The organism is Nonomuraea sp. NPDC048901, from assembly GCF_040649695.1.
In the GTDB taxonomy this organism is placed as follows: Bacteria; Actinomycetota; Actinomycetes; order Streptosporangiales; family Streptosporangiaceae; genus Nonomuraea.
The window spans coordinates 946,542-964,349 of record NZ_JBEZFW010000003.1; the positions used below are offsets into that span (position 1 = coordinate 946,542).

Annotated in this window: 15 protein-coding genes; 12 read left to right on the top strand and 3 right to left on the bottom strand. The window is 70.5% G+C overall.

Going from position 1 to position 17,808, the window contains the following annotated elements; translation table 11 throughout:
• Positions 1 to 251 precede the first annotated feature (251 nt).
• Positions 252 to 1,916: a carbohydrate binding domain-containing protein gene (locus tag AB0C30_RS13860; RefSeq protein WP_357943067.1), complete on the top strand. Its 1,665-nt coding sequence runs from the start codon at positions 252 to 254 to the stop codon at positions 1,914 to 1,916.
• A 56-nt stretch (positions 1,917 to 1,972) separates the two neighbouring features.
• On the opposite strand, the gene AB0C30_RS13865 is transcribed toward AB0C30_RS13860, so the two are convergent.
• A complete protein-coding gene (locus AB0C30_RS13865; protein WP_357943069.1) occupies positions 1,973 to 3,556 on the bottom strand; it encodes a molybdopterin-dependent oxidoreductase in 1,584 nt (527 codons plus the stop codon).
• Between the two features lie 117 nt (positions 3,557 to 3,673).
• On the opposite strand from AB0C30_RS13865, the gene AB0C30_RS13870 reads away from it, so the two are divergent.
• On the top strand, positions 3,674 to 5,065 hold the full coding sequence (locus tag AB0C30_RS13870) for a hypothetical protein (RefSeq protein WP_357943071.1): 1,392 nt from the start codon (positions 3,674 to 3,676) through the stop codon (positions 5,063 to 5,065).
• Here AB0C30_RS13870 and erm read toward each other — a convergent pair.
• Positions 5,054 to 5,875: an ErmE/ErmH/ErmO/ErmR family 23S rRNA (adenine(2058)-N(6))-methyltransferase gene (erm, locus tag AB0C30_RS13875; RefSeq protein ID WP_357943073.1), complete on the bottom strand. Its 822-nt coding sequence runs from the start codon at positions 5,873 to 5,875 to the stop codon at positions 5,054 to 5,056. The two genes, AB0C30_RS13870 and erm, sit on opposite strands and share 12 nt — an antisense overlap.
• A 226-nt stretch (positions 5,876 to 6,101) precedes the next feature.
• Here erm and AB0C30_RS13880 point away from each other — a divergent pair, with 226 nt between their 5' ends.
• The 10 genes from AB0C30_RS13880 (at position 6,102) to AB0C30_RS13925 (ending at position 16,408) form a co-directional block, all read left to right on the top strand.
• On the top strand, positions 6,102 to 7,163 hold the full coding sequence (locus tag AB0C30_RS13880) for a MoxR family ATPase (protein WP_357943118.1): 1,062 nt from the start codon (positions 6,102 to 6,104) through the stop codon (positions 7,161 to 7,163).
• Entirely contained in the window at positions 7,160 to 8,938 is a 1,779-nt protein-coding gene (locus AB0C30_RS13885) for a hypothetical protein (RefSeq protein WP_357943075.1), read from the top strand. The genes AB0C30_RS13880 and AB0C30_RS13885 overlap by 4 nt, the downstream gene beginning before the upstream one ends.
• A 41-nt stretch (positions 8,939 to 8,979) precedes the next feature.
• Complete coding sequence (locus AB0C30_RS13890) at positions 8,980 to 9,660, top strand: response regulator transcription factor (protein ID WP_357943077.1); 681 nt, start codon at positions 8,980 to 8,982, stop codon at positions 9,658 to 9,660.
• Positions 9,657 to 11,045 (top strand): HAMP domain-containing sensor histidine kinase, encoded by a 1,389-nt coding sequence (locus tag AB0C30_RS13895; RefSeq protein WP_357943079.1) that lies wholly within the window; start codon positions 9,657 to 9,659, stop codon positions 11,043 to 11,045. Before AB0C30_RS13890 ends, AB0C30_RS13895 begins: the two co-directional genes overlap by 4 nt.
• Before the next feature lie 44 nt (positions 11,046 to 11,089).
• Entirely contained in the window at positions 11,090 to 11,632 is a 543-nt protein-coding gene (locus tag AB0C30_RS13900; protein ID WP_357943081.1) for a hypothetical protein, read from the top strand.
• Between the two features lie 34 nt (positions 11,633 to 11,666).
• The gene (locus AB0C30_RS13905) at positions 11,667 to 12,761 is read left to right on the top strand and encodes a peptidoglycan-binding domain-containing protein (RefSeq protein WP_357943083.1); all 1,095 of its coding nucleotides are present in this window, start codon (positions 11,667 to 11,669) and stop codon (positions 12,759 to 12,761) included.
• A complete protein-coding gene (locus tag AB0C30_RS13910; RefSeq protein ID WP_357943120.1) occupies positions 12,761 to 13,465 on the top strand; it encodes an ABC transporter ATP-binding protein in 705 nt (234 codons plus the stop codon). Before AB0C30_RS13905 ends, AB0C30_RS13910 begins: the two co-directional genes overlap by 1 nt.
• Positions 13,462 to 14,664, top strand: a complete 1,203-nt coding sequence (locus AB0C30_RS13915) for an ABC transporter permease (RefSeq protein WP_357943085.1) — start codon at positions 13,462 to 13,464, stop codon at positions 14,662 to 14,664. Before AB0C30_RS13910 ends, AB0C30_RS13915 begins: the two co-directional genes overlap by 4 nt.
• 101 nt (positions 14,665 to 14,765) lie before the next feature.
• Positions 14,766 to 15,626 (top strand): hypothetical protein, encoded by an 861-nt coding sequence (locus tag AB0C30_RS13920; RefSeq protein WP_357943087.1) that lies wholly within the window; start codon positions 14,766 to 14,768, stop codon positions 15,624 to 15,626.
• Positions 15,627 to 15,685: 59 nt separating this feature from the next.
• Positions 15,686 to 16,408, top strand: coding sequence for a DUF6597 domain-containing transcriptional factor (locus AB0C30_RS13925; RefSeq protein WP_357943089.1), 723 nt, complete (start codon positions 15,686 to 15,688; stop codon positions 16,406 to 16,408).
• Here AB0C30_RS13925 and AB0C30_RS13930 read toward each other — a convergent pair.
• Positions 16,365 to 17,405, bottom strand: a complete 1,041-nt coding sequence (locus tag AB0C30_RS13930; protein ID WP_357943090.1) for an AI-2E family transporter — start codon at positions 17,403 to 17,405, stop codon at positions 16,365 to 16,367. The two genes, AB0C30_RS13925 and AB0C30_RS13930, sit on opposite strands and share 44 nt — an antisense overlap.
• Between the last annotated feature and the right edge of the window lie 403 nt (positions 17,406 to 17,808).

Below are 17,808 nucleotides of genomic sequence, written 5' to 3' on the forward strand. Positions count from 1 at the left end.
GCCGGTTTCTGAACCGAACCGACCCACTGCCGATTCCTGAACCGGGACCGGCCCACCGCACCCGTCGCACCGGTGTCCCGCCGCCGGTGCGACGGGTGGCCCACGGGGGCGCGGCGGCACTTTCGCGAAGACCGAGTTCCACGAAGACCCGAGCTTCGCGAAGACCCGAGCTTCGCGAAGACCCGAGCTTCGCGAAGACCCGAGCTTCACGAAGACGAGAACGTGAAGACCCGAGAACATGAGGGATCTCCATGAACCTGCGAGGACTCGCGGCGACCGCCGCCATCGCCCTGGGCCTCATAGCCCTCCAAGCCACACCCGCCTCAGCCGCCAACATCCTGACGAACCCCGGCTTCGAGTCCGCTCTGTCCGGCTGGACCTGCCAGACTTCCGCCGCCGCCCAAACGGTGTCACAACCCGTTCACGGCGGTACGAAGGCCCTGCAGGCCACCCCGGCGGGCAATGACTACGCCAGATGCCAGCAGACCGTGACGGTCCAGCCCAACACGACCTACCAGCTGTCGGCATGGGTCCAGGGCAACTACATCTTCCTGGGAGCGACGGGCACCGGGATCGACGTCAGCACCTGGGGTGCCCCGGGCGGTCAATGGCAGCAGCTGAAAACGTCGTTCACCACCGGCGCGGGTGTGACCAGCGTGATCGTCTACGTCAACGGATGGTACGGCCAGGGCGCCTACTACGCCGATGACGTCGTGCTAGACGGACCGGGCGGTGCCCCGGACACGCAGGCGCCGACCGTGCCGGGAAGCCCGGCGGTCGGCGGTGCCACCAACTCCAGCCTGACCGTGACATGGTCCGCCTCCACCGACAACTCCGGCAGCGTCGCCCGCTACGAGGTGTCCAGGGACAACGCGTCCCCCACGGCGGTCACCGGAACCACCTACACGGCCACCGGGCTCAGCGCCGCCACGACTTACGGCTTCCGCGTCCGGGCGTGTGACGCCGCCGGCAACTGCTCGGCGTACACGGCCTCCGTCAGTGGGAAGACCACCAACGACACCACGCCGCCGCCGACCGGTGACATCCGCTACGCGCCCTACATCGACATCACCATGAACACCCCGTCCCTGACCGGCGCCGCCGCCGCGACCGGGGTGAAGAACTACACGCTGGCCTTCGTGCTCGGCGACAGCACGGGCTGCAACCCGGCCTGGGGCGGGGTCATCCCGCTCACCGATTCCAGGATCATCAACGACGTCAAGGCGCTCCAGGCCCAGGGCGGCCAGGTGGTCGTCGCCAGCGGCGGCGCCCAGGGCCCGTACCTGGAGCACAACTGCGGCACCACCGCCACCCTGCTCGCCGCCTACAAGAAGGTGCTCGACGCGGTCGGCACGAACCAGCTGGACGTCGATGTCGAAGCGTCGATCGATGTGAACAAGGTCAACAGCGCGCTGAAGCAGTTGCAGTCCGAACGCGGCACCGTGGTGAGGTACACGCTGCGCGTGCAGGCACAGGACTACGGCCTCGACCCGTTCTCGGTGCAGATCCTCCAGGACGCCGCCGCCAAGGGCCTGAACGTGATCGTCAACCCGATGGTCATGGACTTCGGCTACACCGGCAACTGGGGCGACGCGATGGTCTCGGCCGCCCAGGCGACGCTCGGCCAGATGAAGGGCGTGTGGCCGTCGAAGACCGATGCCCAGCTCAAGCGCATGCTCGGCGTGACCCCGATGATCGGCAAGAACGACACGGGCCAGACCACCACTCAGGCCGACGCCCGCAAGCTGCGCGACTGGGCCAACACCAACCACATCGGCTTCGTCGGCTTCTGGTCGGTGGGCCGCGACAACGGCGGCTGCCCCAACGGCAGCGTCTCGCCGACGTGCAGCGGGATCTCCCAGTCGGCGTACGAGTTCACCGGCATCTTCAAGGGCTTCACTGGGTTCGCCGGATGAGCGCCGGCTAACGCACCAAGCCAGCTAACGCGCCAGCCGGCTAACGCGCCAGCCGGCTAACGCACCAACTGGGTCGGTTTCACGGGCAGGCCCTGCCCCGGCGGACGGTACGTCGGCAGGGCCTCCCCGTACTCGTGCATCCACGCGTGATCGACCAGCAACCGCATCCGTCCTCCGGCGGCGACCCCCGCCGGATCCGGCGCGGCGGGCTCCATGTGATCGACGGTCAGCTTGGCCACCGCGTCCGCCACCAGGTAGGCGTCGGGCGGCGCGAGGTCGCACCGGTCGTCGGGCCCGATGAGCAACTCCACCTCGGGCGGAAGCGGATAGATCGGGCGCGGGATGGCCAGCACGCGCGGCGTCGGCGCCATCGGCAACCCGTCACGCACCGCTTCGAGCAGCATCGACCGCGACGACCGCCGGTCGAACAGCCCCTCGGCCAGCGGCCAGCTCAGCGCGCCCACGTCCGTGCCGTCCTCGCCGCACGCGTGCAGACACAGGTACGGCACGAGCGGAATGGCCGACCCCGCGCCGGCCTGCGCCCAGCCGCCGCCACAGCCGGTCAGTACGAGCAGCGCCAGCATCGCCCGGTAGGCGGTGTCGGCGTGGTTCGTCTCCAGCCGCCCCGGCACGATCATGCACCGCCCGCCGGTCCGCTCCGCCGTCGCCCCCAGCTCCCGCGCGATCTTCAGCGTGCGCGCGGCGGCCACCCCCGTGTACGCCTCCTGCCAGGCGGGCGTGTACGGCTCACCGCGATCGCCATAGCCGTCGGGCCAGCAGCCCGGCAACCCGTCGCGCGCCACCCCGTACACCGCCAGCAGCAGGTCGAACACCGTCGTCACCGGCTCGTCGCCGTCCCTGACCACCGGCACCCCGCGGCGCAGCAGCCCCGGCCCGTCGTCGAAGCGCGGCAGCAGCACCTCCACCGAGTCGCCGCCGTACACGCTCAGTCCTTCGGCGGGCCGCCCGGTCAGCCCGCCGGCCACGAAGGCGCCGCCGTGTTCGCGCAGCCGCACCAGGTATGGCAGGTCCGTATGCTCCATCGCGTGCCCGGCGAACGCCGCCCGCTCCAGGAAGAACTCCTTGAGCAGCACATGCCCCATGGCCATGGCCAGCGCCCCGTCGGTGCCCGGCCGGACGACCAGGGTCTCGTCCGACAGGCGCGTCGGATGCGGCCCGATCGCCACGACCTTCTGGCCCTTGTAGCGCCCGGCGATCACCAGGGGCATGTCGGGCGTGCGGACGAGCCTGTTGTTCTCGCCCCACAGCAGCACATACGCCGCTCGCGGCCAGTCCTCCGGCGAGGTGCCGGGGAACCCCTGGCCGAGCAGCTGGTCCGGCACGCTGGACTGCTCGGTCAGCACCGCGCCGCCCAGGCCGCCGATCAGCCCGGCGAGCGGCGAGGTGGACAGCGCGGCCACCCGGTCCGCGCCGTGCTCGCTGGCCGTGTGCACGATCGCCGCGGCGGTCAGCTCGGCCGCCGTCCCGTCGTCCAGCGGAACCCGCCTTCCACCCCTGGCCTGCTGGTAGACCTGCGAATTTCCTGTGAGTTTCGCCCACGCCGCGACCGGGTCACGCAGCCCGTCTTTCACCTCGAAGTAGAGCCTGACCAGAGCCTGGTTGACCTGCGATCCCCCCATGAGAAAAGTTCAGCACAGAGGGTCATGTTCTATCGCGTTACGACCCGCCATGTCAGAGTTAAGAATCGGAACCCTCGGTGGAAGTACTCAGAGGAGTACGGCAGGCTAGAAGCCGCCATGGATTACGCAGTTCTCACGGGGACGATCCTCGTCGCAGGTGTCTTGTTCGCTCTCATCGCCCAATGGCGTGACTGGCGACCCCCTCTCCTTGTCTCCGTGCTGGTCGGCGTGGCGGTACGCGTGGTGTTGATGTTCACCGCGGCCCACGACTCCTGGCAGCCCGTCGACTTCATGGAGAGCTTCCAGCCGGCGGGTCAGGCGGTGCTGAACGGTCAGGACCCGGTCCTGGCCAGCGAGGGCGGCTGGCACTTCCTGCCGACCATCCCCTACGTCTACGGGATCCTGCTGTGGCTGGGCATCCCGTGGGTCTACGCCGGACGCCTGGTCACCGTGGTCGCCGACATCGTGCTGATCCCGCTGGTCGCCAAGCTGGCCGGCGGCCCCAAGGCGTCGCTGCGCGCCCTGCAGTACGCGCTCAACCCGCTCGCCCTGCTCGTCGCCTGCATCCATGGCCAGGTCGAGCCGGTGGCGCTGGCCTTCGGCGTGGCCGCCTTCGTGGTGGCCCGCGGCCCCGGCTCGCCCGATCGGGCTGGCGTCACGACTCAGGTGGTCGCCAAGGTACGCCGAGGCGTCGCGGCCTACGGCTGGCGGGCTTCGCTGCCCCGTGTCATCGGCCCCGGCGGCATGCTCCACCGCGCCCTCATGCCCGGCCCGATGGACCGGGCCGATCTGAAGCGCGGCGCGCTGGCCGGTCTGCTGATGGGCCTGGCCCTGTGCGCGAAGAGCTGGCCGATCTGGCTGATCCCCGGCATGCTGCTGCTCCTGCCCAACCTGCGGGCCAGGATCGCGGCTCTGTTCATGACCGGCGCGCTGCCGGTGTTCTTCCTGGTCACCCTGCCGATCTTCGCCGGCACGTCGCTCAAGCAGATCCCCGCGGTCATCGACACCATTCAGGACATCCGGCCGATCATCGGAGAGTGGGGCTGGACGCCGCACTTCACCGGCGGCGACTGGGCGCTGATCCCCGGCCTGGCCAAGATCGGCACCTACCTGATCTACATCTGCGTCGTCCTCGCGGTGCTGATCTGGCGGCGGGCCGACCCGATCGACATGACCCTGGCCATCCTGCTGATCTTCATGGTCGTCACGCCGCGGCTGGGCGCCCAATACCTCCTGTGGTTCATGCCGTTCCTGATCGCCAGGCCCACCAAGTTCGCCTGGCCGGCGATCATCGGCGTCTCGTTGTGGTCGGCGTACGGCTATCTGTACATGACCCAGTTCGACGACAACGCCTGGTGGCTGCTGCACCGCGACTGGTCGAGAGCGTCGATCGTGCTGCTGCCGATCCTGCTCATGGCGATGCCCTGGGGCCGCCGGTCCCCGGCGGTCCAGGTGCTCGCCCCGCCCGTCGGGCCGGCGGAGAAGGCCACGGTCACGTCAGCGGCATAGCCGCTCCCACAACGTGATCCACTGGTCGGGGTGGACGTGGCCCACCACCGTGTCGCGGGCGATGCCCGCGGCGGCGATGGCGACGTCGACTCCCTCATAGCGGCGTCTGAGCGAGGCGCGCACCGAGCCGCCCACCCCGCCGAACCCCACCTCCACCAGCTCCTGATAGCCACGCCGGGCCTCGACCAGCGGCGTGGGCCGCCGCTCGATCCGCAGGATCGCCGAGTCGACCGACGGGACCGGCCGGAAGCTCTCCCTGCCGATCCGGTCGCCCAGCCGCCAGTGGAACCACGGCCACGACTCCACCGTCACCAGGCTCCAGCGGCCGAAGTCGCCCGAGCGCTTGCGGGCGTACTCCCGCTGGGTGAGCAGCGTCGCCGAGGTGAGCCCCGGCGCCCGCAGGCACCAGTCGACGATCCGCGAGGTGACCGAGTAGGGGATGTTGCCGACGACCGCGAACGGCTCACGCGGCGCCCGCGCGCTCGTGAAGTCGCCTCTGACCACGTCGATCCGGGGATCGTCGCGGGTGCGCGCGGCGAGCCGGCCGGCCAGCCGCGGGTCGATCTCGTAGCCGATCACCTGGGCGCCGGCCTCGGCCAGTGCCCAGGTCAGTACGCCCTCGCCCGAGCCGGGTTCGAGCACCAGCCCTTCGGGGGCGGCCGCCTTGACCACCAGCTCGACGGCATGCCGGTCGACCAGGAAGTTCTGCGACAAGGCCCGCCTGGCCCGGTCTCTGGGCGTGCGACCGCCGCTGTTCCTGGCGTTCTTCTGGGTATGTGAATAGTTTCCGTGCGCGAAGTTCTGCGCCACAGCCGCCCTCTCGGGTCTTCGAGATGTATGGGTCTCTCGAAGGGCCCGGGGCGCGCCGGCGGACGCCTAGGTCGTAACCGCGTCAGCTAGCGGGCCCGAGCCCGGTCGCTGCGCAGACGCATGAAGCAGCAATACATGCCGACGATGCTAGGAACGCGGCAGCCGGCGCGGCAACCCAATAAAAAACCTGATGCGCGTGACAGCCACGATTCGCCACTCTGAAGACGTGCAGGCGACGGTCACGGTCACTCCCATGCAGCTCCCCGAGCTGCTGCTGCACGTCGCCGTCGTCCGGCCGGTGTTCCTGTGGGGCGCGCCCGGCATCGGCAAGAGCTCGCTGGTCCGCGAGTTCGCCGACTCCCTCGGCCTCGACTGCGTGACGCTGCTCGGCACCCAGCTCGCGCCCGAGGACCTCATCGGGGTGCCCGAGCTGGTCGACGGCCGCAGCCGGTTCGCGCCGCCCGAGTCGATCGCCCGCGCCGAGCCCTACTGCCTGTTCCTCGACGAGCTCAACGCCTCGGCGCCCGAGGTGCAGAAAGCGTTCTACTCGCTGATCCTCGACCGCAGGATCGGCGCGTACGAGCTGCCCGCCGGATCGGTCGTGATCGGCGCGGGCAACCGGGCCACCGACAACGCGCTCGCCCGCCCGATGGCCTCGGCGCTGATCAACCGGCTGGTCCACGTACACCTGCGGGCCTCGCCCGACGACTGGCTCAAGTGGGCCGCCGCCAACGGCATCCACCCGTGGATCGTCGACTACCTGGCGCAGCGGCCCGACCACCTGTGGAGCGCGCCGCCCAAGACCGAGGAGCCGTTCTCCTCGCCGCGCGCCTGGCACATGCTCTCCGACGTGCTGACCTCCTACGGCGATGACGTCGCCGACGAGACGCTCGCCATGCTCGCGTTCGGCACGCTCACCGCCAACCACGCCTCCGCCTTCCGCGCCTACGTCAAGACCGTCCGGCACGCGTACGACCTCAACGCGGTGATCAAGGGCGAGGCGCCATGGCCGCGCCGGCCCGAGGAGCGCGACCTGCTCTACTTCCTGGCCGAGGCGTTCCGGGCCCGGCTGGTCAAGGAGCTGCCCGCGGACAAGCGCGGCGCCTCCTCCAGAGGGCGTGACCTGGGCTTCCGCGCCAAGACGCTGCTGGTCGAGCTGGCCGAGATCTCGCTGGAGTGCGCCCAGCTCGTCATCGCCTCCGACGCGAACGGCGCGCCCGCGCTGCCCACCTGGTTCCTCGTCGAGGTCGGCAGGGACGTGCCCAGGCTGATGGCGGCCCGATCATGAGCCCCCGCAACAAGGCCAAGACCGACCCGTGGCGCGCCGAGGTGCGCAAGGGCTGGCAGCTCGTCGACCGGCACCCGCTGTTCTCCGTCTACCACAGCTGGCTCTACGCGGCGGATGAGGGGGAGCTGTCGGCCGACACCTGGGCGGTGGTGACGGAGGACGGGGACATCCGCCACCACCCCCGCCGCCGCGCCGAGGCGGCCGAGTGGGCGTGGATCTTCGCCCACCTGCTGCTCCATCTCGGCTTCGGCCACGCCGACCCGCGCACCTGCGCGCCGAAGGACGTCGAAGGCGACCGTCCCGAGCCCGCCTACCGGGCCGCGTGCTGCCTGGCCGTCGACCGGTTCCTGCGGACGCTCAAGATCGGCCGCTGCCCCGCGCCGCTGCCCGCCGAACTGCCCGAGCAGGACGAGGTCACGCTGTCGGAGCGCTGGCGCAGGCTCGGCATCCCCGAGGCGTACAAACCGCTCGGCGAGGAGGACTTCCGCGTCTGCTCGGCGGAGATGGCCAAGCACTTCGACTTCCCGTCCATGTTCGCGGTGGGCGTCGCCGAGGCGGCCACCGCCGCGCTCGACCAGGCGGGCACCCCGCGCGTCACGACCGACAAGCACGTCGAGGGGCCGTGGGACGCGGCGCTGCGCTGGTTCGTCTCCTCCTACCCGCTGCTGGGCGCGCTCGCCGCCGGCATGAAGATCGTCGCCGAGGTGGAGCTGGCCAGGAGCTGGGGGATCTCCATCGCCGCGGTCAGCGCGGAAGCCGGCGAGATCTACATCAATCCGCTCGCCCGGCACTCCGAGGAGGAGTGGCGGTTCGTGCTGGCCCACGAGATGCTGCACGCCGCGCTCCGCCATGGCGAGCGGGTCGGCCCGCGCGAGCCGTACATCTGGAACGTCGCCTGCGACTATGTGATCAACGGCTGGCTCACCGAGATGGGCGTCGGCGAGATGCCCGAAGGGCTGCTGTTCGACCAGGCCCTGTCCGGCATGTCGGCCGAGGCGGTCTACGACACGATCGTCACCGACCTGCGGCGGATGCGGAAGCTCGCCACGCTGCGCGGGCGCGGCCTCGGCGACGTCCTCGACCGGCCACCACGCCCGGCCCGCGGCGGCGTCGACCTCGACGAGTACTACCGCAGCGCCCTCTGCACAGGCCTGGCCTTCCACCAGGGCAACGGCCGCGGCTACGTACCGGCCGGGCTGGAGCAGGAGATCCGGGCGCTCGACCAGCCGCCGCTGCCGTGGGACGCGCAGCTGGCCCGCTGGTTCGACGAGCACTTCCAGCCGGAGGAGACGCGGCGCTCCTACGCCCGCGCCTCCCGCCGCCAGGCCGCCACCCCGCACATCCCGCGCCCCGGCCGGGTGCGGCCGGAGGAGGTGGTCAGGAAGGCCACGTTCGGCGTGGTGCTGGACACCTCGGGCTCGATGGACGTCAAGCTGCTCGGCAAGGCGCTCGGCGCGATCGCCTCCTACGCCTCGGTCCGCGACGTGCCGCGGGCGCGCGTGGTGTTCTGCGACGCCATCGCGTACGACGCCGGCTACCTGCCGGTCGAGGACATCGCGAACCGGGTCAAGGTACGCGGCCGGGGCGGCACGATCCTGCAGCCCGGAGTCAGCCTGCTGGAACGGGCCGACGACTTCCCGACGGACGGGCCGATCCTGCTCATCACCGACGGCCAGTGCGACGTGATCCGCATCCGCCGCGACCACGCCTTCCTCGTGCCACAGGGCGCTTCGCTGCCGTTCCGGCCGCGCGGGCCGATCTTCTTCATGAAATGACTTTGAGCCGGCTTTGAGCTGGCTTGGGTAGACCTTTGACCATGGATCGACCGGCCAGGGTGCTCGTCGTGGACGACGAGCCGAACATCCGTGCCCTGCTCTCGCAGACGTTGCGCCTGGTCTCGTTCGAGGTCAGGACCGCCGAGTCCGGCGCCGAGGCGGTGCGGGCCGCCAGGGAGTTCGAGCCCGACATCGTGGTGCTCGACGTGATGATGGCGGACATCGACGGGTTCGAGGTGGCCAGGCGGCTCGGGGAGAGCGTCCCGGTGCTGTTCCTGACCGCGCGCGACACGGTCGAGGACCGCGTCAAGGGGCTCACGCTGGGCGCCGACGACTACGTGGCCAAGCCGTTCAGCCTGGAGGAGGTGGTGCTGCGCATCCGGGCCATCCTGCGGCGCAGCCGTACCGAGACCGGGCGCGCGGACGTGCTGCGCTACGCCGACCTGGAGCTCGACGTGGCCGCGCACGAGGTGCGCCGCGGCGGCGTGCTCGTCGATCTGTCGCCCACCGAGTTCAACCTGCTCGAATACCTGCTGACGAACGCCGGCCGGGTGGTGAGCAAGGCGCAGATCCTCGACAGCGTGTGGCGCTACGACTTCGACGGCGACTCCAGCATCGTCGAGTCGTACGTCTACTACCTGCGCAAGAAGATCGACAAGTTCGAGCCGCAGCTCATCCACACCGTGCGCGGTGTCGGCTACACGCTCAGGACCCCGCGGTGAGGCCGGGCAGGTGGACGCTGCGCGCCCGGCTCGTCATGGCGATACTCGGGCTCACCACGGTCGCGCTCGTGCTGGCCAACGTGGTCGGCATCGCGCTGCTCGGCGACAATCTCCTGCGCCGCGTGGACTCCCAGCTCAACACGATGGGCGGCGCGGTCGGCAAGCTGCCCATGATGGCCGGCCTGATCTCCGGCGGTCAGACCATGGACTGGGAGAAGGTGCTGACCAAGCGGGTCGCCTCCGTGGCCAGGATCTACATCTACTCCGCCGACGGCAGGCTGGTCAGCGAGCTGCCGGGCGGCTCGGACCCCGGCCCGGTGCTGGGTGACGTCCACGTGGGCGATCCCTACACGGTGAGCGGCACCACGGGGCCGTCCTGGCGGCTGAAAGGGATCACGACCCGCGACGGCGGCACCGTGGTGGTCGCGCAGTCCCTCGGCGAACTGGAGGCGACCCGCGCCTCGCTCGTCGCCATCGCCTTCGCCGTCAGCGCGCTCATCCTGCTCCTGCTCGGCCTGGCCGCCGACGCCGTCGTACGCCTCGGCCTGCGCCCGCTGACCAGGATGGAGCGTACGGCCGGTCAGATCGCCATGGGCGACTTCGCCAGCCGGGTCCCCGCCCCCGACCCGCACACCGAGGCGGGCCGCCTGGGCGCGGCCATGAACGTCATGCTCGACCGCGTCGAGAACGAGATCGCCGCCAGGACCGACTCCGAGTCCCGCATGCGCCGCTTCCTGGCCGATGCCTCGCACGAGCTGCGCACCCCGCTCACCTCGGTCCGCGGCTTCGCCGAGCTCTACCGCCGGGGCGGCGGCGACGAGCAGGAGACGATGCGCAGGATCGAGGAGGAGGCCGCCAGGATGGGCATGCTCGTCAACGACCTGCTCACCCTGGCCCAGCTCGACCAGGAACGCCCCATCGACCGCCACCCCGTCGACCTGCTGGAGGTGGCGGCCGACACCATCCGGGACGCCCGCGTCCGGGTGCCCGGCAGGCAGGTCAGGCTGAGCGGCCTGGGCGGGACGCTGGCCCCGGTCTCGGTGGTGGGCGACGAGGCCCGGCTGCGCCAGGTCGCCGCCAACCTCGTCGGCAACGCCCTCACTCACACCCCGGAGGACGCGTCGGTGACGGTGAGCGTGGGCACCGCACGCGGCATGGCGGTGTTCGAGGTGGCCGACACCGGGCCCGGCGTGCCGGAGCAGCACATCCCCCACGTCTTCGACCGCCTCTACCGCGTCGGCCAGGGCAGATCGAGGATCGACGGCGGCGCGGGACTGGGCCTGGCCATCGTGGCCGCGATCGTGCACGCCCATGGCGGCACGATCGAACTCGACTCCGCGCCGGGCCGGGGCGCCACCTTCCGCGTGCTCCTACCCGGCTCCTAGGCGGCTCCCAGGCTCCTTTGATCGGCGCTCGGCACATTCGGGACATGAAGCGAAGATTCCTGACCAGAAAAATCCTGAGCGCCACCGGCGTGCTGGCCCTGGCCGCCGCCGGATGCGGCTCGGCGCCCAGCTCCGCCGGAGTCGCCTCCGTCAAGACCACCTCGCCCGCCGCCACGGCCAGTCCGTCGCCCTCGGCCAGCGTGGACAAGGCCGAGCAGGGCAGGAAGTTCGCCGCCTGCTTACGTGAGCACGGCCTCGACGTTCCCGACCCCGACCCGAACGGCGAAGGGATGTTCCAGGCGCTGCCCAAGTCGGAGATGAACTCGGGCAAGGTCCAGAAGGCGTTGCAGGCCTGCCGCTCCGTCGCCCCCATCAGGGACGCCAAGGAGCTGAGCCCGGCGGACCAGGACAAGATGCGCCAGTTCGCCGCCTGTATGCGCGAGAACGGCATCGACCTGCCCGACCCGGACTTCAGCGGGAAGACCAACCAGAACCTCGCCAAGAGCTTCAGGCTGGACGACCCCGACTTCAAGCAGGCCTATGAGGTCTGCCGAGCCAAGTTCCCGCAGCTGGGCAAGACGCAATGACGCGGGTCACGTTCTCGCAGTTGGGACGGACTCGATGACGCAGGTCAAGTCCCAGCCTGAGGTCGTTCCCGGCCGCCCGCTCCGACCTGGGCGGCGCTCGTTCCGCACCGTCGCCTGGGCCGGAGGCACCGCCCTGCTCGCCGCCGCCGTCGCGGCCGCCGCCATCGGCTTCGGCGGCAACGGCTCGGGTACGGCCGTCGCCGGCCGTACGCCCCCGGCCACCGCGAAGGTGACCCGCACGACGCTCACCGAGACCAAGACCGTCGACGGCACGCTCGGTTACGGCGACACCATCACGGTCACCGCGAAGTCGCCGGGCACGATCACCTGGCTGCCCGAGGAAGGCGCCACCATCACCCGGGGCAAGGCCGTCTACAGCGTCGACGCCGACCGCCGCCCTCTGCTCTACGGTGGCATGCCCCTCTACCGCGTGCTCAAGGACGGCGTCGAGGGCAAGGACGTCGAGTTGCTGGAACGGAACCTGGCCAAGCTCGGCTACACCGGCTTCGACGTCGACAAGGAGTTCACCTGGGCCACCCGCGAGGCCGTCGAGGACTGGCAGGACGACCTCGGCCTGGACGTCACCGGCGAGGTCCAGCCCACCGACGTGGTCGTGGAGCGCGGACCCCTCCGCGTCGCCGGCCTCAAGACCACGCTCGGCGCCGGCGGCACGGGGCCTGTGCTCACCGCGACGGGCACCACCCGCCAGGTGCTCGTCAACCTCGACGTGGCCGACGCGCACCTGGTCAAGAAGGGCCTCGGCGCCACGGTCGAGTTGCCGGACGGCTCCACCGTGAAGGGCAAGGTCACCAGCGTGGGCAAGGTCGCGACCGAGACGGGCACGGGCGGCGACGCCACCACCACGATCGAGGTCAAGGTGTCGGTGAGGGGTCTGAAGAAGCCGTTCGACTCCGCCCCGGTCGACGTCACGATCGTGTCGGCCCAGCGCGAGGACGTGCTGGCCGTACCCGTCGGAGCGCTGCTGGCCCTCGCGGAGGGCGGCTACGGCGTACAGGTCGTGACGGGCGGCACCACCCAGTACGCGGCCGTCGACATCGGCATGTTCGCCGACGGCAAGGTGGAGGTCGGCGGCGTCCAAGAGGGCGCGACCGTGGCGGTGCCCAAGTGATCGTCCAACTGCGTGCGGTGAGCAAGGAGTACGGCGAGGTGGCCGCGCTGCGCGGCGTCTCCATGGGCATCGAGTACGGCGAACTCGTCGGCATCGTCGGCCCGTCGGGTTCCGGCAAGTCGACCATGCTCAACATGATCGGCACCCTGGACCGCCCGTCGAGCGGCACCGTGCGCATCGCCGGGCACGACGTGCTCACCCTCAACGACAGGCAGCTGTCGGCGCTGCGGGCGAACGTCATCGGCTTCGTCTTCCAGCAGTTCCACCTCGCCGCGGGCGTCCCCGCGCTGGACAACGTCGCCGACGGTCTCCTGTACGCGGGCCCCTCCCTGCGCGAACGCCGCCTGCGCGCCTGCGAGGCACTCGAACGGGTCGGGCTCGGGCACCGGCTCGGCCACCGGCCGCACGAGCTGTCCGGCGGCGAGCGGCAGCGGGTGGCCATCGCCCGTGCCGTGGTCGGCGGGCCGCGGCTGCTGCTGGCCGACGAGCCGACGGGCAACCTGGACTCGCGCTCCGGCGCGGGCGTCATGGACCTGCTGCGCGAGCTGAACGCCGGCGGCACCACCGTGGTCGTCATCACCCACGACCGCGACATCGCGGCCTCGCTCCCGAGGCAGGTCGAGATGCTCGACGGCCTCGTGGTGGACGGCGCTGTAGACGGCCTTGTGGTGGGCGGCTTTGTTGCGGACGGACGTGGGCTATGACCGCCGCCATCCTCACCTCCGCCCGGCTGCGCCCGCGCGACGTCCTCAGGGTCGGCGGCGCGGGCCTGCGGGCCAGGCCACTGCGGGTGTTCCTGTCGGCGCTCGGCATCGCCATCGGCATCGCGGCCATGCTCGGCGTCGTCGGCATCTCCGCCTCCAGTCAGGAGGACCTGAACCGCCAGCTCGAAGCGCTCGGTACGAACCTGCTCACCGTCTCACCCGGCCAGACGCTCTTCGGCGAGAGCCCCCACCTGCCCGCAGAGGCGGAGGGCATGATCGAGCGGATCGCACCCGTCACCTCGGTCACCGCCACGGGCACCACGCCCGCCAAGGTCTACCGCAACGACCACATTCCGGCGGCCCAGTCGGGCAGCATCTCGGTCACGGCCGCCCGCCTCGACCTGCCGCACGACGTGGGCGCCCAGATCGTCAGCGGCACCTGGCTGAACCAGGCCACCCAGCGGTACCCGGCCACCGTGCTCGGCGCCAAGGCGGCCGACCGGCTCGGTGTCGTACGGGCGGGCCCTGACCAGCGGGTTTGGCTGGGCGGGGAGTGGTTCACCGTCGTCGGCGTGCTCGGTCCCGCGCCGCTCGCCCCCGAACTCGACACCGCGGCACTGATCGGCTGGCCGGTCGCCGAGGAACGGCTGGACTTCGACGGCTACCCGACCACGATCTACGCCAGGGCCGAGGAGGCGTCCGTCGTCGCCGTACGCGATGTGCTGGGCCCCACCGCCAACCCGGAGAAGCCCAACGAGGTCGAGGTCTCCCGACCGTCGGACGCGCTGGCCGCCAAACAGGCCACCGACGCCACGCTGAATGCCCTCCTGCTCGGTCTCGGCGGCGTCGCCCTGCTGGTCGGCGGGGTCGGCGTGGCCAACACGATGGTGATCTCCGTGCTCGAACGACGCGCCGAGATCGGGCTGCGCCGCTCGCTGGGCGCCACCCGCGGGCAGATCCGGCTGCAGTTCCTGGCCGAATCGCTGCTCCTGTCCGCCATCGGTGGTGTCGGCGGCGTCATGCTGGGCATCGGCGTCACCGCCGCGTACGCGAGCTTCCAGGGCTGGCCGGCGATCGTGCCGGTCTGGGCCATGCTCGGCGGCGTGCTCGCCACCCTGGTCATCGGCGGGATCGCCGGGTTCTATCCGGCCGTACGAGCCGCCCGCATGTCGCCCACGGAGGCCCTGGCCACGCCGTGACGAACAGGCGGGCGGAGATGCCCGTGCGGCGCGCACCCCGGCGCCCCGCGTGTCCGTTTCTTACAAGAAGAGCCTGGCCAGACCGGGATAGCTTCACCGCTATGGAGCTGAATTCGCGGGCGGTCTCCCGCGCTGAGAGATACCTGCTGCTGCACGGGCGGCTGATCGACAGGCTCAGGTTCGAGGCCCTGTTCAAGGGTGCCTCCTGTACACGCGTGCTCGACGCCCTGCGCTGCTACCGGAACGACGACGGCGGCTTCGGCAACGCGCTCGAACCGGACCTGCGCGGGTCGGGCAGCCAGCCGGAGCCGGTGGAGGTGGCGTTCTGGATCCTCGACGAGCTGGACGCCTTCGACGATCCGATGGTGGCCGCCGCCTGCGACTACCTCCTGGGGATCACGGCCAAGGACGGCGGCGTGCCGTTCGCGTTGCCGAGCGTCCGCGACACGCCGCGGGCGCCCTGGTGGGAGCCCGGTGACGAGTCTCCGGGCAACCTCATCCCCACCGCGTCGATCGCCGGGCTCCTGCACAAGCACGGCGTCGCCCATCCATGGCTCGGGCCCGCCACCGACTTCTGCTGGGCGGCGATCGCCGGCATCTCGGCCACGACCCCGTACGAGGCGCGGGCCGTCGTCCAGTTCCTGGACCTCGTCCCCGACCGGGCACGGGCCGAGGCGGAGTTCGCCCGGCTGCGCGAGGCCCTGCTGGCCATGGTCACCTTCGACCCCGACGCGTCCGGCGAGGTGCATTTCCCCCTCGACTTCGCTCCGTCGCCGCTGCGGCTGCCGCTCTTCACGCAGGACGTCCTGGACCGGCACCTCGAGGCGCTCGCCGCCGCCCAGTCGGACGAGGGCGGGTGGCAGGGGAACTGGCTGATCTGGACGCCCGTGGTGGAGCACGAGTGGGGCGGCTTCATCACCGTGCACCGGCTGCGGACGCTCCAGGCGTACGGGCGGCTGTGATTCCTCGGGCGTACGGGCGGGTGCGACTTCTTGTCGGTGGGGGTGCGTAGCTTGGAGGCATGTACGAAGAGCGGCCTCCTGGGGACGGCTTCGACAGACGGGTCGCCTGCGTGTGGCGGCAGGTGAGCGACGTCGACGGCGCGCGACTCGTGGTGCCCGATGGGTGCGTGGACCTCATCTGGGGGCCTTCGGGGGCGTTCGTGGCCGGTCCGGACACCGGGCCGATGCCGGTGCGGGTGCGCGCGGGGGATGCCTTCACCGGGATCCGGTTCAAGCCGGGCGGCGTCGGGGACGTGTTCGGCGTTCCGGCGCACGCCCTGCGCGACCAGCGCGTGCCGGTGGCGGACCTGGGGTTCTCCGTGTCCGACGGGGGGTCGTCCGTGTTCGACGGGGAGTTCTCCGTAGGGCGGCATGTGGCGATGTCCGGTGGGCGGCTCGCGAGCATGCGGGCCGCGGTCGTGGCCCGGCTTCGGGCCACCGCGCCCGCCGACGCCGCGGCGCCCGCGATAGCCGAGGCGCTCCGGACGGGGCGGACCGTGGGAGAGGTGGCCTGGACGCTGGGGTTCAGCGAGCGGCAGCTGTTGCGGCGCAGTCTGGCCTCGTTCGGATACGGGCCGAAGGTCCTGCAGCGGGTCGTCCGGTTCCAGCGGGCGCTGAAACTGGCCCGTGCGGGGGTGGCGCCGGTGGAGGTGGCGGTGGTCTCGGGCTACGCGGATCAGGCGCACCTGGCCAACGAGGTCAAGCGCTTGAGCGGCGTGACTCTGGCGGAGCTCCGGAGATGAGAGCGGCCGCCCAGCCCGCGCTGGGATCGCTGTCGACGAGGATCGCCCGCGTGAGCAGGCTCAGCGGGATCGCCAGGAGCGCGCCCAGCGGCCCCAGGACGAACGCCCAGACGATCAGTGACAGGAACGTCATCGTGGTCGACAACCCCACCGCGTCACCCAGGAACTTGGGCTGGATGAACGATTGGATCACCACGTTGATGGCGATATAGGCGGCGACGACGAGGAGCATCTGCTTGATGCCGCCGTCGAGCAGCGCCAGCATCGCGGGCGGGATCAGTCCGAGGACGAAGCCGATGTTCGGGATGTAGTTGGTGATCAGCGCCAGGACACCCCAGAGAAGGGGCAACGGCACACCCAGGATGGACAGGGCCACGACGTCCAGCGCCGAGCAGATGAGACCGAAGATCGTGGAGACGATGAGATAGCGCCTGGTGTTGTGGGCGAACGTGCCGAACGCCTCCACCAGGTGCGGCTTGGCCGCCTCACCCGACGCGATGATCCTGGCGATGGCCGGGGTGTCCAGGCACATCCCGAGCAACAGCACCACGATGAGAAACAGGCTGGAGAGGATCCCCAGCAGACTCGACAACAGACTCTGCGCCAGCCCGAGCACCTTGGCCGGATCGAAGGCCTGGATCGCCTTGTCGAGCTGGGCGTTGCTGACGCCGTGGGTGGTGGCGAAGTTCTGGGCGTCGGTGAGCAACTGCTGAAACTGCGGGGCGTACGCGGGGAGCAGCGAGGCGAGCTGGGTGACGGAGACGGTCAGCACCGCGACCATGCCCAGCAGCACGAACAGCACGATGAGGAAGGGCACGACGACCTGCACCCAGCCGGGAGCGCCCGCGCGGGCGAGCCGGCCGCGCACTGGGGCGACGGCGATGACCAGCACGAGCGCGAGCACGACCGGACCCAGGATCGACGCGACCTCGCGCATGCCGAACAGGACGATCACCGCGCAGGCGATACCCAGCAGGATGGTGAGGGCTCGGGGCACAGTGGCTTCCTACCCGTGGGCGGCGGATGACACCGGCGGGTGGTTGATTTGACGGTTCCGGGAGGCGTACATAGAGTTCACCAGTCCCACGAGGACGGCGATGATCGTCGGTCTCACTCGGGGGCAACCTCCAAACAGATCCCTTCGGATGGTGTTCGCATCACTCAGGATGGTCTGGTAAGTTAGAGGGGTTGTCCCAGAAACGGGGCGGTCTTTATTCCAGCAGGTCGGAGCGGGTCGGGTCAATTTGACACCGGGCCGGGCGGCTGAAAAGATAAAGACACAACGAAAACAGAAAACGAAATGTGCGCCTCTCGCAGGTTGGGGAGTACGCGTCCGTTTCTTGAGAACTCAACAGTGTGTTAAAAGCCAGTGCATGATGCACAACCCCGTCATGTCTGCG